Source organism: Actinomadura sp. NTSP31 (assembly GCF_041951385.1).
In the GTDB taxonomy this organism is placed as follows: Bacteria; Actinomycetota; Actinomycetes; order Streptosporangiales; family Streptosporangiaceae; genus Spirillospora; species Spirillospora napierensis.
Map to the genome: position 1 here is coordinate 219,321 of NZ_JBGNUT010000009.1, position 24,402 is coordinate 243,722.

The 24,402-nt window shown below is 71.7% G+C and carries 25 protein-coding genes and 1 pseudogene; 19 read left to right on the forward strand and 7 right to left on the reverse strand.

Annotation, left to right across the window (positions count from 1 at the left end; translation table 11 throughout):
- Positions 1 to 43: 43 nt before the first annotated feature.
- The 3 genes from ACA514_RS17955 to ACA514_RS17965 form a co-directional block, all read right to left on the reverse strand.
- A complete protein-coding gene (locus ACA514_RS17955; protein WP_375042292.1) occupies positions 44 to 2,761 on the reverse strand; it encodes a cation-translocating P-type ATPase in 2,718 nt (905 codons plus the stop codon).
- Positions 2,762 to 2,894: 133 nt separating this feature from the next.
- Positions 2,895 to 3,113, reverse strand: coding sequence for a flavodoxin domain-containing protein (locus ACA514_RS17960; protein ID WP_375042293.1), 219 nt, complete (start codon positions 3,111 to 3,113; stop codon positions 2,895 to 2,897).
- A gap of 156 nt (positions 3,114 to 3,269) precedes the next feature.
- Positions 3,270 to 5,912 carry a GNAT family N-acetyltransferase gene (locus ACA514_RS17965; protein WP_375042294.1) on the reverse strand — a complete coding sequence of 881 codons (2,643 nt, stop codon included), beginning with the start codon at positions 5,910 to 5,912 and terminating at the stop codon, positions 3,270 to 3,272.
- A 373-nt stretch (positions 5,913 to 6,285) separates the two neighbouring features.
- Here ACA514_RS17965 and ACA514_RS17970 point away from each other — a divergent pair, with 373 nt between their 5' ends.
- The 9 genes from ACA514_RS17970 to ACA514_RS18010 all read left to right on the forward strand — a co-directional run bounded on the left by ACA514_RS17970 (position 6,286) and on the right by ACA514_RS18010 (position 14,901).
- On the forward strand, positions 6,286 to 7,650 hold the full coding sequence (locus ACA514_RS17970; protein ID WP_375042295.1) for an amino acid permease: 1,365 nt from the start codon (positions 6,286 to 6,288) through the stop codon (positions 7,648 to 7,650).
- Between the two features lie 26 nt (positions 7,651 to 7,676).
- Positions 7,677 to 8,885: an arginine deiminase gene (locus ACA514_RS17975; protein ID WP_375042296.1), complete on the forward strand. Its 1,209-nt coding sequence runs from the start codon at positions 7,677 to 7,679 to the stop codon at positions 8,883 to 8,885.
- Positions 8,882 to 9,820: an ornithine carbamoyltransferase gene (argF, locus tag ACA514_RS17980; RefSeq protein WP_375042297.1), complete on the forward strand. Its 939-nt coding sequence runs from the start codon at positions 8,882 to 8,884 to the stop codon at positions 9,818 to 9,820. Before ACA514_RS17975 ends, argF begins: the two co-directional genes overlap by 4 nt.
- Positions 9,817 to 10,716, forward strand: coding sequence for a carbamate kinase (locus ACA514_RS17985; protein ID WP_375042298.1), 900 nt, complete (start codon positions 9,817 to 9,819; stop codon positions 10,714 to 10,716). Before argF ends, ACA514_RS17985 begins: the two co-directional genes overlap by 4 nt.
- Positions 10,713 to 11,159, forward strand: coding sequence for a pyridoxamine 5'-phosphate oxidase family protein (locus tag ACA514_RS17990; RefSeq protein ID WP_375042299.1), 447 nt, complete (start codon positions 10,713 to 10,715; stop codon positions 11,157 to 11,159). The genes ACA514_RS17985 and ACA514_RS17990 overlap by 4 nt, the downstream gene beginning before the upstream one ends.
- Positions 11,160 to 11,302: 143 nt before the next feature.
- A complete protein-coding gene (locus tag ACA514_RS17995; RefSeq protein ID WP_375042300.1) occupies positions 11,303 to 12,130 on the forward strand; it encodes a DUF6544 family protein in 828 nt (275 codons plus the stop codon).
- 118 nt (positions 12,131 to 12,248) lie between these two features.
- Positions 12,249 to 12,686, forward strand: coding sequence for a universal stress protein (locus ACA514_RS18000; protein ID WP_375042301.1), 438 nt, complete (start codon positions 12,249 to 12,251; stop codon positions 12,684 to 12,686).
- Between the two features lie 28 nt (positions 12,687 to 12,714).
- Positions 12,715 to 13,395 carry a CBS domain-containing protein gene (locus ACA514_RS18005; RefSeq protein WP_375042302.1) on the forward strand — a complete coding sequence of 227 codons (681 nt, stop codon included), beginning with the start codon at positions 12,715 to 12,717 and terminating at the stop codon, positions 13,393 to 13,395.
- Positions 13,396 to 13,401: 6 nt separating this feature from the next.
- On the forward strand, positions 13,402 to 14,901 hold the full coding sequence (locus tag ACA514_RS18010; protein WP_375042303.1) for an AAA family ATPase: 1,500 nt from the start codon (positions 13,402 to 13,404) through the stop codon (positions 14,899 to 14,901).
- 603 nt (positions 14,902 to 15,504) lie between these two features.
- On the opposite strand, the gene ACA514_RS18015 is transcribed toward ACA514_RS18010, so the two are convergent.
- Positions 15,505 to 16,512 carry an Acg family FMN-binding oxidoreductase gene (locus ACA514_RS18015; RefSeq protein ID WP_375042304.1) on the reverse strand — a complete coding sequence of 336 codons (1,008 nt, stop codon included), beginning with the start codon at positions 16,510 to 16,512 and terminating at the stop codon, positions 15,505 to 15,507.
- A gap of 220 nt (positions 16,513 to 16,732) precedes the next feature.
- Between ACA514_RS18015 and ACA514_RS18020 the strand changes: the two genes are divergently transcribed.
- On the forward strand, positions 16,733 to 17,434 hold the full coding sequence (locus tag ACA514_RS18020; RefSeq protein WP_375042305.1) for a response regulator: 702 nt from the start codon (positions 16,733 to 16,735) through the stop codon (positions 17,432 to 17,434).
- 45 nt (positions 17,435 to 17,479) lie between these two features.
- Here ACA514_RS18020 and ACA514_RS18025 read toward each other — a convergent pair whose 3' ends face one another.
- Positions 17,480 to 17,887: a universal stress protein gene (locus ACA514_RS18025; protein WP_375042306.1), complete on the reverse strand. Its 408-nt coding sequence runs from the start codon at positions 17,885 to 17,887 to the stop codon at positions 17,480 to 17,482.
- Between ACA514_RS18025 and ACA514_RS18030 the strand changes: the two genes are divergently transcribed.
- The 9 genes and pseudogenes from ACA514_RS18030 (at position 17,832) to ACA514_RS18070 (ending at position 22,792) form a co-directional block, all read left to right on the forward strand.
- A complete protein-coding gene (locus tag ACA514_RS18030) occupies positions 17,832 to 18,125 on the forward strand; it encodes an SHOCT domain-containing protein (protein ID WP_375042307.1) in 294 nt (97 codons plus the stop codon). The two genes, ACA514_RS18025 and ACA514_RS18030, sit on opposite strands and share 56 nt — an antisense overlap.
- Positions 18,125 to 20,734: a cation-translocating P-type ATPase gene (locus tag ACA514_RS18035; protein WP_375042308.1), complete on the forward strand. Its 2,610-nt coding sequence runs from the start codon at positions 18,125 to 18,127 to the stop codon at positions 20,732 to 20,734. Before ACA514_RS18030 ends, ACA514_RS18035 begins: the two co-directional genes overlap by 1 nt.
- 163 nt (positions 20,735 to 20,897) lie before the next feature.
- Entirely contained in the window at positions 20,898 to 21,374 is a 477-nt protein-coding gene (locus tag ACA514_RS18040; protein WP_375042366.1) for an HPP family protein, read from the forward strand.
- Between the two features lie 25 nt (positions 21,375 to 21,399).
- Positions 21,400 to 21,546 (forward strand): hypothetical protein, encoded by a 147-nt coding sequence (locus tag ACA514_RS18045; RefSeq protein ID WP_375042367.1) that lies wholly within the window; start codon positions 21,400 to 21,402, stop codon positions 21,544 to 21,546.
- Between the two features lie 6 nt (positions 21,547 to 21,552).
- Positions 21,553 to 21,684, forward strand: a complete 132-nt coding sequence (locus tag ACA514_RS18050; RefSeq protein ID WP_375042309.1) for a glycosyl hydrolase family 65 protein — start codon at positions 21,553 to 21,555, stop codon at positions 21,682 to 21,684.
- On the forward strand, positions 21,681 to 21,809 hold the full coding sequence (locus ACA514_RS18055) for a hypothetical protein (RefSeq protein ID WP_375042310.1): 129 nt from the start codon (positions 21,681 to 21,683) through the stop codon (positions 21,807 to 21,809). Before ACA514_RS18050 ends, ACA514_RS18055 begins: the two co-directional genes overlap by 4 nt.
- Before the next feature lie 100 nt (positions 21,810 to 21,909).
- A complete protein-coding gene (locus ACA514_RS18060; protein ID WP_375042311.1) occupies positions 21,910 to 22,110 on the forward strand; it encodes a hypothetical protein in 201 nt (66 codons plus the stop codon).
- A gap of 111 nt (positions 22,111 to 22,221) precedes the next feature.
- Positions 22,222 to 22,425, forward strand: a pseudogene (locus ACA514_RS18065) (DUF2231 domain-containing protein); the annotation flags it as partial.
- Between the two features lie 22 nt (positions 22,426 to 22,447).
- Positions 22,448 to 22,792 (forward strand): hypothetical protein, encoded by a 345-nt coding sequence (locus ACA514_RS18070; protein ID WP_375042370.1) that lies wholly within the window; start codon positions 22,448 to 22,450, stop codon positions 22,790 to 22,792.
- Here the strand turns inward: ACA514_RS18070 and ACA514_RS18075 are convergent.
- Together ACA514_RS18075 and ACA514_RS18080 are read right to left on the reverse strand one after the other, a co-directional pair.
- Positions 22,770 to 23,810 carry a zinc-dependent alcohol dehydrogenase family protein gene (locus ACA514_RS18075; RefSeq protein ID WP_375042312.1) on the reverse strand — a complete coding sequence of 347 codons (1,041 nt, stop codon included), beginning with the start codon at positions 23,808 to 23,810 and terminating at the stop codon, positions 22,770 to 22,772. The genes ACA514_RS18070 and ACA514_RS18075 overlap by 23 nt on opposite strands.
- Positions 23,811 to 23,903: 93 nt before the next feature.
- A complete protein-coding gene (locus tag ACA514_RS18080) occupies positions 23,904 to 24,317 on the reverse strand; it encodes a hypothetical protein (RefSeq protein ID WP_375042313.1) in 414 nt (137 codons plus the stop codon).
- Positions 24,318 to 24,402: the final 85 nt, after the last annotated feature.

Here is a 24,402-nt window from a genome sequence, read left to right on the forward strand (position 1 = left end):
CATCAGCCGCGGCGTTGCACGTCAAGAGTGCGGAGGGCGGGGCTTATGAACGCGTTCGCTCTGGCAGGACGGTCCCGGACGAGGGAAGCGCCCGGCGGCGATGCCAGCGGCGCAGTTCGTCGGCGCCCCAGACGATGAACGGGAACACGGCGATGATGCCGAGGACGTCCGGACCGAGTGCGGCCGTGCCGAACAGGTGCTGGAACGGCGGGAGGTAGATCAGGGCAGCGGCGAAGAGGAGTTCGAAGCCGATGCCCGCAAGGAGCAGCGGGTTGGACGCGAGGCCGACCTGGCGCAGTGACGCATGGTCGGTGCGGGCCGCCATGGCGGTGCCGATCTGGCAGGTGACCAGGCCGGCGAAGGTCGCGGTGGTCGCGGTCAGGTAGGCGTGGTGGAGCGCGGCGCCGTGTCCGGTGGGGTCGCCGGGGTGCCAGCCGGCGCGCCAGAGCACGTAGAAGAACACCGACATGACCAGTGCGGCGGAGATGAGGCCGAGGTAGCCCCAGGCGCGGATCAGCATGTCGCGGGAGATGACGCCCTGGGAGGAGGCGCGGGGCGGGCGGTTCATGATGCCGGGTTCGGCCGGTTCGCGGCCCAGGGCCAGGGCGGGCAGTGTCTCGGTGCCGAGGTCGATCGCCAGGATCTGCAGCACCGTCAGCGGCAGCGGGATCAGTCCGCCGCTGAGCGCGAAGACCAGGAACGGCACGATCTCGGGGACGGCGTGGGCGAAGATGTAGAGGATGAACTTGCGGACGTTGTCGTAGACGCGGCGCCCGGACTCGATCGCCGTGACGATGGTGGCGAAGTTGTCGTCGGTGAGGACCATGGTGGAGGCCTCGCGGGCGACGTCGGTGCCGGATTTGCCCATGGCGATGCCGATGTGGGCCTGGTGCAGGGCGGGGGCGTCGTTGGCGCCGTCCCCGGTCATCGCGACGATCTGGCCGTGGGCGCGGAGGGCGTCGGCGACCTTGAGCTTGGTCTCGGGTGCAGAGCGGGCGAAGACGATCTCGGCGGGGCCGGTGAGCAGTTCGTCCAGCTCGTGGTCGTGGATCTGCTCGGACTCGGCGACCACGCGCAGTTCGGGGACGCCGATGCCGACCTCGCGGGCGACGGCCGCCGCCGTGGTCCCGTTGTCGCCGGTGACGATGTGGACGCGCAGCCCCGCATCGTGGCATCGGCGGACCGCGCCGGCGACCTGCGGACGCGGCGGGTCGTACAACCCCACCAGCCCGACCAGCCGCAGATCCTTCTCGACGTCCTCCCGCTTTCCCGGAACTCCCTGTCCGGAGGGCAGCTCGCGGACCGCCACCGCCAGCACTCGCAGCCCCTTCTGGGCGAGCTCGTCGACGGCGGCAAGTACCTCGGTCCGCTGGTCCCTACCGAGGTCCGACCGCCCCAGGACCGACTCCGGGGCGCCCTTGACGGAGACAAGGAGGTCGTCCCCCCGCTGCGCGATCGTGGACATCAGCCTCAGCCTGGCATCGAAGCGAAAGACCGCGCGGCGGCGGGCGTCGCGGTCGGCCAGCCGCTCCGGCACGTCCGGCCCGGCTCCCTCGACCAGGGCGATCTCGGTCGGGTCCCCTTGCAGTTCGTGGTCCTCGTTGTAGGAGACCGTCGTACAGTCGCTGATCGCCTGTGCCAGGACCGGCGGCGGCCGCCGGTCGTCCGAGGCGGTCACCGGTCCGGCGTCCGGGGTCCAGAACATATGCAGCCGCATGCGGTTCTGGGTGAGCGTGCCGGTCTTGTCGGTGCAGATCACGTTCGTCGAGCCGAGCGTCTCGACCGCGCTGAGCCGCTTGACCACCGCCCCCTGTTTCGCGAGGACGCGCACGCCGACCGCTAGGGCGAGCGTGATGGTGGGCAGCAGACCTTCGGGGACATTGGCGACCAGCAGCCCGATGGCGAACATCAGGGCGTCCTTCAGGGGCAGGCCGACGAGCGTGCCGATCAGGAGGAAGACGACGCCCATGCCGATGGCGACTGCCGCGATCAGCCAGGCGACCTTCTTGACCTGGCTCTCCAAAGGGCTGTCCTGGCGGGGAGCGCGCTGGCTGAGCGCCGCGATGCGGCCGAGCTCGGTGTGCCCACCGGTGGCGAACACGATCGCCTGCGCCTCTCCCCCAGTGCAGGTCGTGCCGCTGAAGACGAGGTTCGGCTCCCGCAGGTGGGCGGTTCCCTCCGTCCCGGGGGCCGCCACGCGCTCGACAGGGGCCGATTCCCCGGTGAGCATGGACATGTCCAGCTCCAGGGCGCCGTCGGTGAGCCGGGCGTCGGCAGGGACCTTGTCACCCTCCTCGATCACGACCAGGTCACCGGGAACCAGGCCGGCGACGTCCACCCCCTGCCGCCGCCCGTCCCGCACGACCTGCGCCCGCTCGGGCAGGTAGGCGGCCAGCGCCTCCACCGCCCGTTCCGCCTGATGCTCCTGCAGGAGCGCGAACGCCGCGTTCACAAGGATCACCGCCAGGATCGCCCATCCGAGCACCTGCATCCCGGCGCCGAAGGCCAGTGCCCCGGCGCCCCACAGCAGCAGCGCCAGCGGATGCGCCAACTGCCCCGCGAGCAGCCGGGCCAACGACGTCTTCTCGTGCCGACGCACCTGGTTCGGGCCGTACACCGCGAGCCGGCGCGCCGCCTCGCGCGCCGACAGACCGCGATCGCCCGTGCCCAGTTCCTTGCGGAGCAGTGGAAGCGGCTCCTCCGGATCGGCCATGGGCATGTCGGCCTTCGGCGCCGTGCGCGCAACGGAATGGTGTCCCATAGCTCTCCATGCTCCTAGCCCTGCGATCGCAGGGTCAGGGGCGAACGCCGGGGGAGTGCCGGGCCGAAGGTCCCTACCCGGTCACCAAGGCCGGTGCCCCCGGCGGGCCCGAGGCCCACGCACGGCTTGCCGTTCAGCAGGGTGATGTCCGATCCGGAAGCCCGCCCCCGCCAGTTCGTTGGCGGTGGACCGCGCTTCCGAGGACGAACGCGTCATAGCCGCGCGCCTCGCCGACCTCTGCCATCGGGCGGAGTTCCACCGGGACACCGCGCGCGGTCAGCACCACCGCGACCCGCTCGGCGATGCTCCGGGTCGACCCGTGCGCGCTCGCGTACCCCACGAGAACGCCCATGTCCCCCACCGTCGCGCCGTTCGCCGCGGCCACCGGGCGGAGGTCCTCGCGACCGAGGCGGAAGGCCCTTCGGCCGGCGCACCGGGCCCCGGTCGGCGGGCGCGGGCCGGCGGAGCCCGTCGGCGCCCCGGGCGATGACCGGGCGGCGGAGAACGATCAGCGGAGGCGGCGCAGATAGGGGTCCCAGACGCGGTGCGGGGCCAGCCGGATCCGGGCGTCGACGGCCACGATCCCGTCCGGGCGGACGATGGTGGGGTTGAGGTCGAGTTCGGCGATCTGCGGATGGTCGGCCACGAGCCGGGAGAGGCGCAGCAGGGTGTCGCGCAGCGCCGTAAGGTCGCCGGCGGGGCGGGCGGCATGGCCGGCGAGCACCGCCGCCACCCGGGGCTCGCCGACCAGTTCGCCGGCCTCCTGCTCGGTGAGCGGCGCCAGCCGGGCGGCGCGGTCGGCCAGGGCGTCGGTGTCGACGCCGCCCGATCCGAAGATCACGACCGGGCCGAAGACGTCGTCCTGGACCGCGCCGCACAGCACCTCGACGCCCTCCGCGGCCATGCGCTGCACCAGCACTCCGCGCAGGCCGTCCCCGAAACGGTCGACCAGCCACCGGTAGGCGCTGCGGACGTCCCCGGCCCCGCGCAGATCCAGCTGCAGGGCCCCGGCCGCGGTCTTGTGCAGGACGCCCTCGGCCTCGCCCTTCAACACCACCGGGCCGTCGAGGTCGGCGGCCGCGCCGATCGCCTCCCCCTCCGTCCGTGCCCAGCGCCATGGCGCCATCGGCACCCCATAGGACTCCAGCAGCCGGAACGTCCGGACGGACGGCAGCCAGCCGCCGTCCGGCTCGTCCGCGAGGAAATCGCTGATGATGCCGGCCGCCTCGCCGGTGCGCAGGCCCGGCAGCGCGGGCGGCAGGCCGGGGCTCCGGTCGCGCCGCCGCGTGTAGGACCAGGCGTGCGCCAGCGCACGAGCGGCGTTCTCGGGATAGGCGTAGCAGGGCACGCCCTGGTCGCTGATCACCACGGTTTCCGGCTGGCCGAGCACGACGGCGGCGACCGGCCCGGCGCAGCCGTCGAGCGCTCCGGAGAGGTCGGCCAGGGCGGTCGGGACCACGACGGCGAGCACGGCGTCGACCGACGGGTCGGACGCGACCAGGTGGATCGCGCGCCGGAAGGTCTCGGCGGAAACGGCGGCCGTGGTGTCGACGGGATCGGTGACCGCGGCGCAGGCGGGCAGCATCGCGGCGAGCCGACGCCGCGTGGCCGGCTCCAGGCCGGGCACGGTGAGGCCGGCGTCGGCGCAGGCGTCGGCGGCCAGGACGCCGGCGCCCCCGGCGTTGGACACCACCGCCACGCGCGGCCCTTCGGGCGGCGGCTGGCTCGCCAGCATCGCGGCGGCGTCCACCAGCTCGCCGAGGTCGTCGGTCGCGACGATGCCCGCCTGCTCGAACAGGGCCCGGCGGGTGGCCTCCGGCGTGGCGGCGGCGGCCGTGTGCGACGCCGCCGCCCTGGTGCCCGGGTCGGAACGCCCCGCGAGGACCGTCAGCAGGGGCATGCGGGACGCCACCCGGCGCGCCGTGCGCGCGAACTTGCGCGGGCTCCCGAACGACTCCACGTGCAGCAGGCCCAGCCGCGTGGTCGGCTCCGACTCCCACCACATGAGCATGTCGTTGGCGCTGACGTCGTACTTGTCGCCCAGGGAGGCGAACGACGACACGCCGATGCCCAGGCGGGACAGGTGATCGATCAACGCGATGCCGACGCCGCCCGACTGCACCGCCACCCCGGCGACGCCGCCGGCGGGTCGCCGGGCGGCGAAGGTCGCGTCCAGCCCGCTGCTCGTGTCGGCCACTCCGAGGCAGTTGGGGCCGACGAGCCGGATGCCGTGCTTCCGGCAGGTCGCCAGCAACTCGCCGCCCTGCTCGGCGGACAGCCCGGACGTGATCACGACGATGGCCGGGATGTCGAATGCCCCGCACTCGGCCGCCGCGGCGACCACCGCGTCCGCCGGGACGGTGATGACGGCGAGGTCGACCGGCTCCGGCAGGTCGGACACCGCTGCTACGCACGGCGCTCCGTGCAACTCGGTGCCGGCGGCGTGCGGATTGACCGCGTAGAGCCGTCCCGCATAACCGCCCGCCGCGATGCTGCGCAGGACAGAAGCGCCCACCGTGCCCGCCCGCCGACTCGCCCCGACCACCGCCACTGCACGGGGCCGGAACAGCGGCATGAGGCTGGCGACATCGGCGCCGCGCTCGCGCTCGGCCACCACGTCCAGATAATGCTCGTCGGATACCAGCGGCATCGTGATCTCGACGACGCCGGACGACACGCGGCGCTTGGCGGGCATCCCGGCATCGGCGAAGACCCGCAGCATCGGACCGTTCTCCGCAAGGGTGTCGGCCCGGAACGCCAAGATCCTGTTCTCGCGGGCCAGCGATCCCAGATGCTCCAGCAGCAGGGTGCCGACACCGCGATGGTGCATCCGGTCGGCGACGGCCATCGCGACCTCCGCCTCTCCCGGCGCGTCGGACGGCTCGTACTCGGCGATGCCGATCAGCTCGCCGCGGAGCCATGCGCCCAGCGCCGCGTGCCCGGAGCCGTCCGGACGGCAGACCTGATCGGCGATCTTGTCGGCCATGGCGCGGTTCAGCCCGAAGAACCGCCGGTACAGGCTCTCGTCGCTGAGCTCGCGGTGCATCGCGCAGACCGCCTCGCGATCGGTCTCGGCGAGCCGTCTGATCTCCACCTGCGTGCCGTCGGTGAGCAGCGCGTACACCGGTTTGCTGGACGTCTGTGCCCTCATGGATCCAGCCTCCGCCGGCGGATGCGGCGGATCAGCGCCCTAACGTCACATCATCGAGGGACTTTCGGCCCACGCACCGCTCGATGATCGTCTGGCCGATCCGCGCCACCTCGCCGAGACGCCGTTCCGTCGCCCGCCGACACCGACCTGCGGCTCGACGACGTCAGGCTGGACGTCAGGTTGGACTCATGGCCTGACCTCATGGCCGCCTCGGCCATGCCGGGACGGGGGCCCCGTGTCCTGGTCGGGACTGATGGTCAGGTTGCGGCGGGACCTTCGTCCGGGAGGCCGGGGACCGAAGGCTGGCGATCAGTGATGCGGCGGGTGATCGACTGATGATGCGGCGAGCAGGCCGCTCATCGAGGAGGCGCCCATGCGCACGAAACCCGCCCGCCGGAGACTGGGGCTCTGGATGGCCTCGGCTCTGGTCGTGGGGAACATGATCGGATCCGGCGTCTTCCTGCTGCCCAGCGCGCTGGCCAAGTACGGCCCCATCAGCCTGGTCGCCTGGGTCTTCACCGCCGCCGGCGCCGTGCTGCTGGCGCTGGTGTTCGCGCGGCTGGCGCGCGCCTACCCGCAGACCGGTGGTCCGTACGCCTACGCTCGGCGCGCGTTCGGCGACTTCGTCGGATTCCAGACGGCATGGGGTTACTGGATCGCGGTGTGGGCGGGGAACGCGGCGATCGCGGTCGCGTTCGTCGGCTACCTCGCGCACTTCTGGCACGGCCTCGGCACGAACAAGCCCCTGGCCGCGGGCGTCGGCCTGGCGGCGATCTGGGTGCTGACCGCCGTCAACGCCTACGGCGTCCGCCAGGGCGGGCTCGTGCAGGTCGTGACGACCGTGGTGAAGCTGGTACCGCTGCTGCTGATCGCGGTCGGCGGCCTGTTCTTCATCAAGTCCGCCAACTTCGGGCCGTTCAACGCCAGCGGGACCAGTGCCTTCTCGGCGGTGACGGCCGCCGCGGCGCTGACGCTGTGGTCGTTCATCGGCCTGGAGTCGGCGACCGTGCCCGCCGAGGACGTGGAGAACCCCGGGAAGACGATCCCCCGCGCCACCGTGGCCGGCACCGTGGTCACCGCGCTGATCTACATCCTCGGCACCGTCGCCGTCCTCGGCCTGGTCCCGGCGGCGGCGCTGGCGAACTCGACGGCGCCGTTCGCCGACGCCGCGGACGCCGCGTTCGGCGGCTGGGCCGCGAACCTCGTCGCGGCGGGTGCCGCGATCAGCGCGTTCGGCGCGCTGAACGGCTGGATCCTGCTGCAGGGCCAGGTGCCCTACGCCGCGGCCCGCGACGGGCTGTTCCCCCGGTTCTTCGCCCGCACCGGACGCGGCGGGACCCCGGTCGTCGGGCTGGTGGTCTCCAGCGTGCTGGTCACCGGGCTGATGGTCATGAACTACAACAGCAGCCTGGTCGACCAGTTCACGTTCGTGATCCTGCTGGCCACCCTCACCACCGTCATCCCCTACGCCTACGCCTCGATGGCCGAACTGGTCCTGCTGGCCACCGACCGTGCCGCGTTCTCCGGGCGCCGGCTCGCCCGTGACGCGGTGATCGCGCTGCTGGCGTTCGGTTACTCGGTCTGGGCGATCGCGGGCGCCGGCTACGAGGTCGTCTTCAAGGGCACGCTGCTGATCTTCGCCGGGATGCCCGTCTACGCCTGGCTGAAGTACCGCGAGAACAGCGCCCCCCTCAAGGCCGTGGGCAGCGAGACCGAGCCGCCCGCCAAGGCCGCCTGAACCACCGTCCGAAAGGAAGTCCCTCCGTGTTCACCGTTTCCTCCGAGGTCGGGCGGCTGCGGCAGGTGCTGCTGCACCGCCCCGACCTGGAACTGCTCCGCCTCACTCCCGCCAACAAGGACGACCTGCTGTTCGACGAGGTGCTGTGGGCCAAGAGGGCCCGCCAGGAGCACGACATGTTCGCCGACACGCTGCGCGAACGCGGCGTCCAGGTGCTCTACCTCGCCGAACTGCTCGCCGAGACCCTCAAGATCGACCAGGCGCGGGCGCACCTGCTCGACCGCACCGCGTCCGAGACCGCCCTCGGGCCGACACTCGCCGGTCCGGTCCGTGCCGCGCTGGACGACCTGGCCCCCGACGACCTCGCCCGGCACCTCATCGGCGGCCTGACCAAGGCCGAGCTGGGGCTGGCCGTCCACAGCCTGCTGCTGGCCTCGCTCGACGACGGCGACTTCGTCCTGCCGCCGCTGCCCAACCACCTGTTCACCCGCGACCCGTCCGCGTGGGTGTACGGCGGGGTGACCCTGCACCCGATGGCCAAGACCGCCCGCCGCCGCGAGACCCTGCACCTCAGCGCGATCTACCGGTACCACCCGATGTTCGCCGAGCAGCCGCCACAGATCTGGTATCCCGGTGCGGACTTCGCCCTCCCCACGATCGAGGGCGGTGACATCCACGTGCTCGGCCACGGCCTCGTCCTGATCGGCATGAGCGAGCGGACCACCCCGCAGGCCATCGAGCTACTCGCCCAGCGCCTGTTCACCGCCGGCACCGCCGAACGCGTCATCGCCGCCCGGCTGCCCGCGCGGCGGGCGTTCATGCACCTGGACACCGTCATGACGATGGTCGGCAAGGACGCCTTCACCGTCTACCCCGAGCTGCCGCCGCTGCGCTCCTACACCCTGACAGCGGGACGCGGGAACGAGGTCGTGGTCCACGAGAACAAGGCACTGTTCCCCGCGATCGCCCGCGCCCTGGGCCTCGCCCACGTCCACGTCCTCACCGCCGAGCAGGACGTCCGCGCCGCCGAACGCGAGCAGTGGGACGACGGGAACAACGTCCTGGCCGTCGAACCGGGCGTCGTCGTCGCCTACGAGCGCAACGTCACCACCAACACCATGCTCCGCCGCCACGGCATCGAGGTCATCACCATCCCGGGCGGCGAGCTCGGCCGCGGCCGGGGCGGTCCCCGGTGCATGAGCTGCCCCCTCCACCGCGACGAGGTGACCCCGTGAAGGACCTGCTGCGCGTCGCCGACCTCAGCGCCGGCGACCTGGACCTGCTGCTGAAGCTGGCCACCGGATTCCAGGACGAGCCCGCCGCCGAACCCGGCCTGCTCACCGGCCGGATCGTCCCGATGTACTTCGCCAAGCCCTCCACCCGGACCCGCCTTTCCACGGCGGCGGCGGTCACCCGCCTGGGCGGCACGCCCGTCGCCCTCGGCCCGGACGAACTGCAACTGCGGCGCGGGGAGACCATCGCCGACACCGCACGCGTGATGGGCGCCTATGCCGCCGCGATCGTCATCCGCACCTTCGCCGACACCGACGTGGAGGAGCTGGCGGCCGCCGCCCCGATCCCCGTGATCAACGCGCTGACCGACGGCCACCACCCGCTCCAGGCCGTCACCGATCTGCTGACCATCAAGGAGCACTTCGGTGACCTGCACCGCCACCGGATCGCCTACATCGGCGACGGCGGCAACAACGTCGCCCGCAGCCTGATGGAGGCCGCGGCGCTCGCCGGCATGGACATGGTCATCGCGTCCCCGGACGGGTACCTGCCTCGCAAGGAGGCCGTCGCGTCCGCCAGAACCGAAGCCGACCGGCACGGCGGAAGCGTCACGGTGACGCAGGACCCCGCAGCGGCCGTCGGCGGCGCGAGCGTGGTGTACACCGATGTGTGGCTGTCCATGGGCGACTCCGAGGACGAACGCGCGCACCGCAGAGAGGTGTTCGCCGCCTACCAGGTGAACCAGGACCTCATGGACCGCGCCCCCGAGGACGCCGTGTTCATGCACTGCCTGCCCGCCCACCGCGGCGAGGAGGTCACCACCGGCGTCATCGACGGCGGCCGGTCGCTGGCCTTCCGGCAGGCCGCCAACCGGCTGCCCGCCGCCCAGGCCGTCCTCTACGCACTCCTGACCGACCGGCTGGAAGGCCGCCGATGAGAATCGTCGCCGCGCTCGGAGGCAACGCGCTGCTGCGGCGCGGCGAGCCTCTGGACGCCGCCGTCCAGATCGCCCACGTCCGCGAGGCCGTCCGCGGCCTCGCGGCGCTGGCCGACGGCAACGAGCTGATCGTCACGCACGGCAACGGCCCGCAAGTCGGGCTGCTGGCGATCGAGAGCGCCGCGGATCCGGAGCTCACCGCCCCCTACCCGCTCGACGTCCTGGGCGCGCAGACGCAGGGCATGATCGGCTACTGGCTGATCCGCGAACTCCGCCGCGCCCTTCCCGGCAGGGAAGTCGTCGCCCTGCTGACCGAGACCCTCATCGACCCGGCCGATCCCGCCTTCGGCCGTCCGACCAAGTTCATCGGCCGCGCTTACACACAGGCCGAGGCCGAGCGGATGCGGGAGGACCGGGGATGGGCGATGCGCGCGGACGGCCGGGCCTGGCGCCGGGTCGTCCCCTCCCCCGAACCGCGCGCCATCGTGGAGCTGCCGTCCATCCGGCGGCTCGTCGACGACGGCTGCCTGGTGATCGCCGCCGGCGGCGGAGGCGTCCCGGTCGACCCGGACCACCACGGCGTCGAGGCCGTCGTCGACAAGGACCTCACCGCCGCGCTGCTCGCCGCGCGCCTGAAGGCGGACACGCTGCTGCTGCTCACCGACGTCGCGGCCGTGATGCGCGACTATGGCACGGTGGACGCCCGGCCGATCCGCGAGATCACCCCGGAGCGGCTGCGCACGCTCGACCTGCCCGGCGGCTCCATGGGACCCAAGGCCGAGGGAGCATGCCGCTTCGCCGAACACCGCCCCGGCGCCGTCGCCGTCATCGGGTCCCTCAGCGACGCTCCCGCGCTCCTCCTGGGAGGCGCGGGCACGAGAATCGAGGCACCATGAGCACCGAACTGCAGGCCCTCGACGCCGACACCTGCCTGGCCCTGCTGCAGAGCGTCCCGGTCGGCCGGGTCGCCTGGTGCGCCGAGGACGGCACCGCGTCGATCCTGCCGGTGAACTTCGTCATGGACGGCACCGCACTGGTGTTCCGTACCGCGCCCGGCTCGAAATTCGAGGCCATACGTGCGGGGCGCCCGCTGACCTTCGAGGCCGACGACCTGGAACCGGCACTGCGAACCGCGTGGAGCGTGCTGCTCACCGGCACCGCGCAGACCGTCACCGACCCGCCGGAGGTGGATCGGCTGCGGTCGCTGCCGCTGGCACCCTGGCTCGACTCCCCCGAACCGTTCTTCGTGCGGCTGACCCCGGAGAAGATCACCGGGCGCCGCATTCCCCTCCACCCGGGTGGAGTGTCCATCGAACACATCGACCCGACCGACGAATGATCCTCATCCGAGTGCGCCGAAGCCTTGGAATTCGTCCGCGCGCGACGGCGAGCCGATTCCGATTCTTGGGACCAATGGCCGTGCCGGTCGACGGCATCCGGGTGCTTTGCTCTTAGCAGGGCCCGATCAGAGGAGCGCGGTCGATGGACACCGGATTCCACGCTGATGGCAGCTCACCGGTCGTCGCCCCGCACCGGGCTTCTGCCCGGCCGCCGGTTCCGGGCCTGACGCCGGCGGCCCGGCGCGACTGGGCGGATCTGGCGACGGTCGCTGAGCAGGGGCGACCTTTCGGGCCAGAGCTGACCCGGCAACTGCCCGAGCCGGCCCGCCGCTGGCTGGACCACGCGATCAGACCCGGCACGCCCCTGTTGCGGGCGGTGCGGCTGCGCATGCACGGGCGGATCCGGCTCGGCTCTTGGCGGACGTTCCAGGCGACTCAGATCCTGCATCCGCCGCACGGCTTCGTCTGGGCGGCCACGGCCCGCGTCGCCGGGCTGCCGATCAGGGGATTCGACCGTTACAGCGGCGGCGACGGCGAGATGCGCTGGCGCATGCTCGGCGCGCTCCCGGTGATGTCGGCCACCGGCCCTGACATCAGCCTCAGCGCGGCGGGACGGCTCGCCGGTGAATTCGTCTTCGTCCCCGCGGTGGCGCTGTCGCCCGCCGTCACGTGGGAGCCGGCCGACGGTGACCGAGCCCGCGCCGACGTGCTCATCGGCGGCGTCACGCACTCGGTCACCGTGACCGTGACGCCCGAAGGCTCGCTCACCGAGCTGGTGCTCGACCGGTGGGGCGCTCCGGACGGCGAGAGGTTCGGCCGGCACGTCTTCGGCGCCCGCCTGGAAGACGAGGCCTCGTACGGCGGCTACACCATCCCCTCCATGGTGCGGGCGGGATGGTGGTACGGGACCCAGCGCTGGAATCGCGGCGAATTCATCAGGTACACGCTCGATCAAGCGCACTTCTTGTGAGGCCGCGGAAATCCAGTTGCCGCTGGCGCGGGCCGAAGGTCCCGGCCGCGGGGGACGCTCGGCACTGACCTCCCGATCGGCCGCTTGCGAAGCTGGAAGCGACTCAAGGAGGCCATCAATGCAGGTCATGCCCGAACACCGCGCCGTCGTCGTCGGCGTGGACGGATCCCCCAACTCCCTGGCCGCGCTCCGCCGCGCCGCCCGGGAGGCCGTGGAGCGGCATGCGCGCCTGGACGTCGTCCGCGTGCTGGCCCCCGGCACCGGCCCCAACCCGCTGCGCACCGCGAAGGAGTGGCTGCGGCTCCGCGACCTGGTCGCCCACGCCACCCCCCGCTCGCAGCATCTGACCACCCGGCTCCTCGTCCGCCGCGGACGGCCGGGAGAGACGCTGGCCAAGGCCGCCGAACACGCCGAACTGCTGGTGATCGGCGCGCGGGCGAACTCCGAGCACGGCAACCCCTTCGGCGGCGACACCGTGCCCGTCGCCCGCGAGCTGGCGCGCTGCCCGGTCGTGATCTGCGCCGACCAGAGCACCGCGTCGCAGGAAGTCCTGTGACCTCCCCCCGCACCACCTGGAGGCGGCCATGAAGCGCCGGACGGTCAAGGACGTCATGACCACCGAGGTCGTGACGGTGACCGAGGACACCCCGTTCGCCGAGATCGTCGAGACGCTGACCGACCGGCGCATCAGCGCCGTGCCCGTCCTGGACGCCGAAGGGCGCCTAGCCGGGATCGTCACCGAGGCCGACCTGCTCCGCAAGGAGGAGTTCAAGCCCGACGACGCCGGAGAGCGCCCGCTGTGGGGCCGCAGGCGACACCACGCCGTCGCCAAGGCGCGCGCGGTCGACGCCCGCGGCCTGATGAGCGCGCCCGCCGTCACGGTCAAGGCGGAGGCCACGGTCGCCGAAGCCGCCCGGCTCCTGGCCTCCCGCGGCTTCAAGGCCGCTCCGGTCATCGACGAGGACGCGGCCCTGTGCGGCATCGTCGCCCGCCGCGACCTGCTGAGCGTGTTCCACCGCAGCGACGAGGGAATCCACGACGAGATCGTCCGCGACGTGCTGGTGTGCCGGCTCTGGCAGGACCCGTCCGAGGTCCGCGTGCGGGTGCACGACGGCATCGTCCGCCTCTCGGGGCGTGTGGACCTGAAGAGCCTCATCCCCATCGTGGTCCGGATGACCGCCGCGACCGAAGGCGTCGTGGACGTCGTCAGCGACCTCGCCTACGAGCACGACGACACCCATCCGACCGCCTATCCGAGAGCGTGAGGCGTGATGTCCGACCAGGTGAGCGACGTGGCCGTCAGCGAGACCCACAGCGGGATCGTCTTCTTCGTCGGCGACCGGGCGTACAAGCTGAAGAAGCCGCTGAACCTCGGTTTCCTGGACTTCAGCACCCGCGAGCGGCGCGAGCACGCCTGCCACGAGGAAGTCCGGCTCAACCGGCGGTTCGCACCCGACGTCTACCTCGGCGTCTCCGACGTGCACGGCCCCGACGGCAAGGTCTGCGATCACCTGGTCACCATGCGGCGGATGCCCGCCGACCGGCGCATGTCCACCCTCGTCAAAGCCGGCGCATCCGTCGCCGAAGCGCTGCGGGACACCGCACGCATCCTGGCCGCCTGGCACGCCCAGGCACCGCGCGGCCCGCAGATCTCCGCGCAAGAGAGCCGCGACCGCGTCCAGGCGCGCTGGAACGACAGCTTCGAGCAGGTGAAGCCCTTCTACGGGCATGCTGTGGCGCGTTCCGTCGCCGTCCAGATCGAGGATCTCAGCATCGCCTTCCTCGCCGGCCGCAGGGCGCTCTTCGACGCGCGCATCGCCGATGGACGCGTCGTCGACGGCCACGGCGACCTGCTGGCCACGGACATCTTCTGCCTGGACGACGGCCCGCAGATCCTGGACTGCCTGGAGTTCGACGAGCGCCTGCGCTGGCTGGACGGCCTCGACGACGCATGCTTCCTCGCGATGGATCTCGAACGTCTGGGCGCGCCCGACCTCGCCGAACGGTTCATCGGCTGGTACACCGAGTTCGCCGCCGATCCCACTCCGCCCTCGCTGCGCCACCACTACGTCGCCTACCGGGCATTCGTCCGCGCCAAGGTCGCCTGCCTGCGGCACGCCCAGGGCGATGAGAAGTCCGCAGCCGAGGCCCGCGACTACGCCGACGTGGCACTGCGCCACCTGCGCGCCGGGAAGATCGATCTGGTCCTGGTCGGCGGCCTGCCCGGCACCGGCAAGTCCTCGCTCGCCGGCGCCCTGGCCGACCGGCTCGGATGCACCCTCCTCAGCAGCGACCGCACACGCAAGGAACTCGCCGGCATCTCCCCCGGAACATCCGCAGCGGCCCCTTACGGCACCGGCATCTACACACCGGCCTCGACCCGGCGCACCTACCAGGAACTGGCCGAGCGCGCCGCCCACCTGCTTCGCATGGGCGAAACGGTCATCCTGGACGCTTCATGGAACGACCAGGCCGAACGCGACCTCATCGCCTCCGTGGCGCAGCGAGAGCACGCCGACCTCATCGCCCTCCACTGCGACGCCCCCGGGAGCCTCGCCGCCGAGCGCATCCGCCGCCGCGCCCACGGAATCTCCGACGCCGACCCGGGCATCGCGCTCAGCATGGCGGAGGATGCCGCCACCTGGCCGGACGCCACGGTGATCGACACGAGCGGCACCCTGGACGCTGCGCTCGACCGGGCACTGAAGGTCGTCCGCCCCCATGGCGCCGACCACGTCTGGCGGAGCCCACCCCTCCTGCCGCCCGACTAGGGCGCTGCTCGTGGCCGGAATCGGTGCAGCGTCAGCGGTCACTGCATACGTAAGCAGAACCTTCTACAGTTCCGGAGTCCGCATCGAACGTTATGAGGCCGCCACGTTCCATAAGGTCGATGCGACGGTCGTGGAGATCAAGGAAGTGCAGTCCGAGCGCACTGTGACGGTGTCATGGACCAGTACGAACGGATCACGCTGGTCCGGCTCCTACGAAGCCTGGCGCGGAACGGCCGTGGGTGAGCAGATAGGAGTGTGGGCCGGCCAGGGTGGCGTCAGGGAGGAGCCTCCTCGGCCGCACGCGCGGACCATCGGCGACACGGCCGCTGTCCTTGAGCGGGACGCGCCAGACCAGTCGTGCCGCCAATCGGCCGCTGCCGGGTGGTGAAGGAGCCGCCCCTGGCTTCGGCACGCTCCCTCATGTTGCGCGGGCCGTCGTCCTCCACCCGCGCGTCACCTCGTCGCCACCTCGTCGCCCGCCGCCTGCCCGGGCGGAAAAGCCGACGCCCAGCGGCACCACCGGCAACGGTCCGAACTCCCCCTCGACCGACGTCCCGGCCTCATGGCCGGTGGCCGCGACCGCTTCCTGGCAGGATCCTCCGATCAGGGCTCCTCGATCATGACGTCCTCGACCGGACGCCGCACGGTCGCCAGCTCCTCCCCCGCCGGCACGCCGATCCGCAGGAGCATTTGCGGGTGGGCGTCGCCGCAGAAATGCGTGCGGATGAACGCCCGCAGCTCCGGGATCTCCAGCGCCTGCGTGTGCTGCACGGCCGACAGGTCGTGCTGCACGGCGCACAACAGCAGACGCTCCAGCGCTTGCCCGGCGCCCAGCCATGCCGCTGGGGTGTCCTCCTCCGTGACGAGGAGCAGGACGATACCCGCGAGGGCGATGCCGTCGTCGTCTGAGGGCTCGACACCCCATCCTTGCCCGCGCGCGAAATCCCGCGGCGGGAAGTGTGGTTCGGTCCGGGGCGTGCGGCTCGGATAGGAGACCTGCTGGACGCCGTCCTTGCGCGCGGTGGAGGGTGCCGGCGCCCACCGGGCGATCTCGGTGGAGTAGGCGGGCGTGCGGCGCTGGACGTGCTCGGCGGCGTCGGTCAGCGCGGCCAGCGCGCCCTTGACGTGGTCGTCGACGGCCTGCACGACCCGGGCTCCTTCCTGCTCGGCCGCGAGCCGGATCGCCGCCAGCACACCGGGCGGCACCGGATCGGGCCGGAACCCGCCGCGATGGCTGTGCCGCCGCGTGATCTGCGCGTACTCCGTTTCGATCTCACCGGGGACCGGCTCGTGGCAGGGCTCGGCCTCGACATCGGCCAGCAGGTTCGGGCGATCCACATCGGGCAGCAGCCGCAGGGCCGGCTCGTATCCGCGCTTCCGCAGTGACAGCCGCAGGTTGTACAGGGCCGCCCCGCAGCTGATCAGCATTTCCCTGCCCTGCGGGTCGGCGACGTCCAGACGGCGATCGGGGTCGGCGCGCAGGCTGATCCGCGAACCACGTGCGCTGAACCGCCACGGCTGGGTGTTGTGCACCGAAGGCGCCTGCACCGCGTCCGCCACAGCGGCGCGCACGGTGCCCGGCTCGATCGTGGTGCTGTTCCTGGTACGCATCGATCGCTCCTTCCAGCCTCATTTCCAAGCTCATTTCCAGCCCACCACCCGGCCCGGACCTGTGGAAGGGCCGAAAGTCCCTGCAAGGCGGCATCCGCCTGCCCGGTCGAGACGCCGGGACGTTCGTCCCGGGGATCGAGGGACTTCCGGCGCCTGTGAGAGACCCCGCACGCGGGGTAGCGTCCAACCCATCACTACTGACTTCAAGGGAACGATCACTATGAACGGGCCGGACGACCAGAACGCTCCGCAGGACACGAAGACGATCCGGGTGTTCCTGATGGACGATCACGAGGTCGTCCGCCGCGGCGTCGCCGCCCTGCTGTCCGCCGAGGACGACATCGAGATCGTCGGCGAAGCCGGCACCGCACAACACGCCCTGGCGCGCATCCCCGCCGCCCGGCCCGACGTCGCCGTCCTGGACGTCCGCCTCCCCGACGGCGACGGCGTCACCGTCTGCCGCGAAATCCGCTCCCAGATGCCCGACCTGGCCTGCCTGATGCTGACCTCCTTCGACGACGAGGACGCCCTCTTCGAAGCCGTCATGGCCGGCGCCTCCGGCTACGTCCTCAAACAGATCCACGGCTCCGACCTCGTCGGCGCCGTCCGCACCGTCGCCTCCGGCCAATCGCTCCTCGACCCCCGCAGCACCGCCCGCATGCTCCAGCGGATCCGCGCCCGCCAGGAGAAGAAGGACCCCCTCAAAGGCCTCACCGAACAGGAACGCCACATCCTGGAACTCATCGGCGAAGGCCTCACCAACCGGCAAATCGGCGAACGCCTCTTCCTGGCGGAAAAGACCGTCAAGAACTACATCTCCAGCATCTTCACCAAGCTCGGCATGAGCCGCCGCACCCAGGCCGCCGCCCTCGCCGCACAACTCAAGGCCGACTCCGCAAGAAAACAGGACCACAACGAGTGAACAGGCCGGCCACCCCGCCCCCGCTCCCAACCACAGCACCCACGCTCAGGGACGACCATCCTCAGAAACGGCCATGGCGCCCAACTCTCTGACGATCTCCACCGCCGTCTCGTCCCGGGGCCGCGACGGATAGGGCCAGTTCCAAGCGTGACAGACCACCAGCGGGACACCGCGCACGAAGGCCTCCGCAGCCGCCCAGCGAACGGCCTGACCCGCGGCCGGCGAGCCGTCGAACCCGGCAACAACGCGTCCTCGATTCATCGTGCCCTCCCCCACCCCGACCCTCCCCCGTGACGGCACATCCGGCGAGAGGCGATCGACCACATGCACCCAGGACCTTCGCCTCTGCCCGCAGCGGGCCGCACGGAGCACGGTGGTGCCGTGAGGAGGTAGGGACATGAACATGGGGTACGTCCTTACCGCCGCCGGTCCCGGCGGCGGGTGGGGGCACATGGGCAATGCCGGCGGGGCCGGCTGGATGTGGATCTGGGGGGCGGTGATGATCGTCTTGCTGATCGTGCTCATCGCCGTGGCCGGGTGGGTCCTCGTCCGCCTGGCGGCACCGCGGCGCGATGCGCCGGCGATCGCCGAGCCGGCGGAGCACCGGCACGCCCGGGAGATACTCGCCGATCGCTACGCGCGGGGCGAGATCACCTCGGAGGAGTACGACGAGCGGCTGGCCAGGCTCTGATGGCACCTGCGCAGGCGCCGTACCGCAGGCCGGCCGAGGAGGTGACCGCCGCGCTCGGCGGCGACGCCGAGCACGGTCTCGAGGACGCCGAAGCAGCCTCGAGACTGGCGGAGGACGGGCCGAACACGCTGCCGGCGGCGCGCGGTCGCGGGCCCGTCCTGCGGTTCCTGCTGCAGTTCCACAGTCCGCTGATCTACGTGCTGCTGGCTTCCGCGGCCGTGAGCGCAGCGGTGGGCGAGCACGCGGACGCTCTGGTCATCCTTGGCGTGGTGATCGTCAACGCCATTGTCGGGTTCGCCCAGGAGTCCCGGGCGGAGAAGTCGCTGACCGCTCTCGCGGCGCTGACGCAGACCATGGCGTCGGTCATCCGGAACGGCAGGCCGCTGAGCGTCTCGGCGGCCGGGCTGGTCCGCGGTGACCTGGTCGAGCTGGTGGCCGGCGACAAGGTCCCGGCGGATCTGCGCCTGCTGCGCACCGACGAGCTCTCGGTCGACGAGTCGGCCCTCACGGGCGAGTCCGTCCCGGTGACCAAGGACCCGGCGGCGCTGGAGGAGGCGGTGCTCGGCGATCGGCGCAACATGGCCTTCTCCGGGACACTGGTCACGGGCGGTCAGGGCGCCGGGGTGGTCGTCGCCACCGGAGCGCGCACCGAGATCGGCGGCGTTCATCACCTGATGCAGACCACCGGCGCAGTCGAGACTCCGCTGACACGGAAGATCGCTAGGTTCAGCAAGCTCGTCACCGTCGCGATCCTCGTGCTGGCGGCGCTGACCTTCGCCATCGGCGTGCTGTACGGCCGTCCGCCCGCCGAGATGCTGACCGCCGCGGTCGCGCTCGCGGTCGGCGCGATCCCCGAAGGGCTCCCTGCCATCGTCACGATCACCCTGGCGTTCGGGGTCGCGCGGATGGTGCGCCGGGGGGCCATCGTCCGGCACCTTCCAGCGGTCGAGACGCTCGGCGGGACGACGGTCATCTGCACCGACAAGACCGGCACGCTCACGCAGAACCAGATGACGGTCACCGCCGTCGTCGCGGGCGGCCTGGAATACTCGGTATCCGGCTCGGGATACGGGCCTGCCGGCATCCTCGAGCACAATGGGCGGCAGGTCCGCCTGGCCGGGCATCCCGCACTGTGCGAGACGCTGCTCGCGGGCGCGGCCTGCAACGATGCGCAACTCGCCAACGACGAGGGCGGCTGGCGGGTGGCCGGTGACCCGACCGAGGCGGCGCTCCTGACGAGTGCGGCCAAGGCCGGCGTCGCCCCCGTCCCGCGCCGTACGGCCACCTTGCCCTTCACCTCTAAGCGCCGCTACATGGCCACCGCGCACGAGGACGGCGCCGTCTATGTCAAGGGCCCGGTCGAGCGGATCCTGGAGCTCTGCGACGACGGGATGGACCGCGACGGCCTACCGGCGACCCTGGACCGTGCGGCCGTCACGGCGCACGCCGAGGCGCTCGGCGGGCGGGCTCTGCGCGTCCTGGCGTTCGCGCGGGCGTCGTCCGATCGCCTCGATCCGCTGCCCCGCCTCACCTTCCTCGGCCTGCAGGCGATGATCGACCCGCCGCGTCCGGAGGCGGCGGACGCGGTGCGGGCCTGCCGCGACGCCGGAGTCCAGGTCAAGATGATCACCGGCGACCATGCGGCGACCGCGGCGGCGATCGGAGCCCGGATCGGGCTCGGCGGCGAGGTCGTGACGGGGGCCGACCTGGACGCCGGCCTGCCCGCGGAGCGGGTCGACTCCGCCTCGGTGTTCGCGCGGGTCTCTCCCGAGCAGAAGCTCCAGCTCGTCCGGACGCTCCAGGAGGCCGGCCACGTCATCGCCATGACGGGAGACGGCGTCAACGACGCCCCCGCCCTCAAGCGGGCCGACATCGGCGTCGCCATGGGACGTGGCGGTACCGACGCCGCCCGGGAGTCGGCCGACATGGTCCTCACCGACGACGACTTCGCCTCGATCGAGCAGGCCGTGGAGGAGGGGCGCGGCGTCTTCGACAACCTGGTGAAGTTCATCGTCTGGGCGCTTCCGTCCAACATCGGCCTCGGCCTGGTGCTGGTCGCCGCGATCGTCGCCAACGCCTCGCTGCCGATCCTGCCGCTTCAGGTGCTGTGGCTGAACATGACGGCCGTCCTTGTCCTCGGCCTGCCGTTCACCGTGGAGCCCAAGGACGAGGCGATCATGCGCAGGCCACCGCGCGCTCCGTCACTGCCGCTGCTCACCCGTGCCATGACACTGAGAATCCTGCTCGTGTCGGGGATCCTGCTCGCGGGCTCCTTCGGCCTCCAGCACTGGGAACGGACGCACGGGGCCTCGCCCGACACGACGCGGACCATCGTGGTGAACGTCTTCGCGGTGACCCTGATCGCCTACATGTTCAACTGCCTGTCCCTGGATCGTCCGCTCCTGTGGGGCGGGATCCGCCGCAATCCCTGGACGGCCGTCAGCGCCGTGGCCCTCATCGCGATCCAGGTGTTCTACACCTACACACCGTTCACGCACCGGGTCTTCCACTCAGCCGCCCTCGGCCTCGGCGCGTGGGTACGGATCACTGTCTTCGCCGTGGTCGCCTATGTCCTCATAGAGATCATCAAGCGGCTCCAGCGCAGCTGACGACTCCCGGCGGCCGGGCTTTTCGGCCTCCCTTCCGAAAGGACCTTCGCCTCTGCAATCCGGCTCCCTGACCGCGAATCCTGGACGCAAGGACGGAAACCGACAGCCTGGAGGAGTCATGGCCACCCATCGCCCACTCGAGAGGCGGACCGTCGCCGAAGTGATGACCTTGGACCTCCTCACCATCTCCGAGTCCGAATCGGTGCTGATGGCGTGGGAGCTGATGTGCCAGGCAGGCGTCCATCACCTGCCGGTGGCCGACGACGAGGGAGGCTTCATCGGCGTCGTCGACGCACAGACCCTGACGGCCTCCTGGAACGGCGCCGGCCCCGAGGAGGCACGGCGGGCCGTCACCACGCTCCTGCCGCCCGGACCTCCGGAGACGGTGCCGCCCACGGCCAGCGTCCCAGAGGCCGCGAAAGCCATGCTGAGGTCCGGCCGCGACTACGTGCCGGTCACCGACGGCCGGAACGTGCTCGTCGGCCTGCTCACCGCGCACGACCTGATCGACGGGCTTGCGGGAGTGCATCGCAACGCTCCACCGCGCACCGGCGGGATGCCGTCCCTGTACCGGATCGAACCGGTGCTCCCGGCCGGCCTGCCCGGCCGTCCGGACGCCGGACGGATGGGGCCGGACTAGTCAGAGCCCGCCGAACGCGTGGATCCTGGCCAGCACCGACGGGGACGAAGCCTGGCGCGTCTTCCGGGAAGCCCTTGGCAGCGACCTGGAGGACGCCCAGCACGGGACCACCGCCGAAGGCGTCCACCTCGGCGCCATGGCCGGCACCGTCGACCTCGTCCAACGCCGCTAGGCCGGAATGACCACCCAGGGCGGCACCCTCCACCTGAACCCCCGTCTGCCCGCCGCGATCGGCGAACTACGCCTGGGGCTGCGCTACCGGGGCACTGGGGAATCGACCTCACCTGCCACCATGACCGGCTCAGAGTGACGCTCCGTCCCGGTGCCGCGCTGCCCGTCCGCATCGCCTTCGGCGACCAGAACGTCCTCATCCAACCCGGGGACTCCTGGGAAACCCCGCTCCAGAACGGCAGGACACCTACGGCCGACGAGTGAACACCGGGTCGTACGTCCCGCCGGCACGGGACATCCGCACCTGCCGACCCTTCCCTGCCCGCGGTTACGTTCGCCGCAGAGGCGATCCCAGGAGGCGGCCATGTCCAGCGTGCACCTACCTCGCGGCCTGGACGGGCTGCAGCGGCTAGGGCGCCGGTTCGGCTTCGACGGCAACGACCTGCGACGCACGACGGACCGCCGGCAATGGGCCGCCGGGCTGGCGGCGACGGTGTCGTTCGCCGGGATCGCCTCGCCGCTCTGCGCGGGCATCGTCTCGCTGACCTACTTGAAATCCTCGTAAACGCCGTGCCGGAGAACCTATGAGGGTTCTCTGCAAGCGCTCCAAGCCGTGGGCAGAACGGAGGGGTCGGGTCATTCTCGTCCAGTCCTCCGTCGCTGCGAAAGGTCGCTCGTGCCGTCGACTCTCTGGGGCCTGCCCACCCACCCGCTCGTCGTCCATCTGGTGGTCTTCCTCGTCCCGCTCACTGTGGTCGCCACTCTCGCCGTGGCGCAGTGGCCGTGGGCGCGGCGGGTGGCGGCCCCCTGGGTGCTCGCCTTGGCGACCGCCGCGGTGATCTCGGTTCCCATGGCGACGTCGAGCGGCGAGAACCTGGAGGAGCGCATACCGCACCGCGCTGGTGGAACGACACGCCGAACTGGCCGACACGCTGCTTCCGCTCGCGGGAGCGATGTGGCTCGGCCTCGCCGTCCTGGCCGGGGTCGGCTGGTACGCCCGCCGAGAGCACGCCTCGGCGCCGCGTTGGGCGGGCGTGGTGACCGTGGCGGCCGCGGTCCTGGCGGTCGGCGGGGCCACCGCGTCCGCCGTCCAGGTGGTCCGGATCGGGCACAGCGACGCCGACGCGGTGTGGCACGGAGTGGCCGCTCACCGGGCGGCCGCTGAAGAACGGACCAGGGCCGCGGCCGTCCGAGGGGACGGCCGCGGCTCTTCGGGTTCCGGCCTCAGCGGGTCAGGACCACCTTGAGGGCGCCCGTGTCGGCGGCGTCGGCGAAGACCTCGTAGGCCTTCGGGAAGTCGTCGAGGCCGAAGCGGTGCGTGACGAACCGTCCGGCGTCGAGCTGCCCGCCGGCGAGCAGCCGCAGCAGCGTGGGCGTGGAGAAGGTGTCCACCAACCCGGTGGTGATCGTGATGTTCCGGATCCACTGCTCCTCCAGGTGCAGCGTCGCGGGCTTGCCGTGCACGCCGATGTTGGCGATGCGGCCGCCGGGACGCGCCAGCGCGACCGCGAGCTCGAAGGCGTTCGGGACGCCGACGGCCTCCACGGTCACGTCCGCTCCCAGCCCGCCGGTCAGATCACGGATGATCGCGGCCGGGTCCTCGCGGGAGTTGTTCACCATGACGTCCGCGCCGAACTGCTTCGCCGCCTCCAGCCGGGTGTCGGCCAGGTCGATCGCGATGATGCGGCTCGGGCTGAACAGCCGGGCCCCCATGATCGTGGAAAGGCCGATCGGGCCGGCGCCGACGACCGCGACGACGTCGCCGGGCGTCACGTGTCCGTTCAGGACGCCGACCTCGTATCCGGTGGGGAGGATGTCGGCCAGCATCAGCACGTCCTCGGCCGGGACCCCGTCCGGCAGCCGGTGAACGGAGGTGTCGGCGAAGGGCACGCGGACGTATTCGGCCTGCGTTCCGTCGATCTTGTGCCCGAGGATCCATCCGCCTCCGCCGAGGCACTGCCCGTACCTGCCCTCGCGGCAGAACCGGCAGGTCCCGCAGGAGGTGATGCAGGAGACCAGTACCTTGTCACCCGGCTCGAGCGTGCGGACGCCGGGTCCGGTGGTCTCGACGGTTCCGACGGCCTCGTGGCCCAGGATCCGGCCGCCGGTGACGGCCGGGACGTCGCCCTTGAGGATGTGCAGGTCCGTTCCGCAGATCGTCACCGCGTCGACCCGCACCACCGCGTCACCGTCGTCGACGACCTGCGGCTTCGGGACCTCCTGCCAAGCCTTGCTGCCTGGACCGTGGTACACCAGTGCACGCATTGGGGCCTCCTCCGTTGCTCGGGTTCCCTGTTCCTCCAGCCTTGTCGGCGGCGGCGCAGGCCGGGCAGTGCCCAACGTCCCGGAGGAAGGGCCTTACGTCCCGCCGACGATGGAGCGCGGGTTCCGAATCTGCAATCCGAGTTGCACCTTCCACATCGCCTCGGCAAGAGCGTGGAACTGGTAAAGCAGGCGGCGCAGTACGGGGAGGTCACCGGCGTCCGCGGTCGCGGCGGCGTGCTCGGCGACGATCCTCAGGCGGTTGACGCGGCAGGCCAGGAAGTGCGCGAGGGCTTCGCGCCGCACGCTTCCCGAGAGCGCGTCGAGCAGAACCGCTTCGGCGGCGTCCAACTCGCCCAGCACTTCGGCGGTCGCGGCCCGAACGTCCTGTCCGGTGCCCCGGCCGTCCCTTGCCAGCAGCTTAAGCCTGGCCAGCGCGGGCAGGCAGCGGCGATGACGTTCTCGCAGGACGTCCTCAAGGGTGGCCGCACCCGCGGCGGTGGCGCTCATGTCCTTCTCCGTCCGTGGCGATATGCCGGTCTTCCCTCGGCGATTGCCGTGTCGATCAGGGTCGTCACGCGTTTCCACGCTCCCG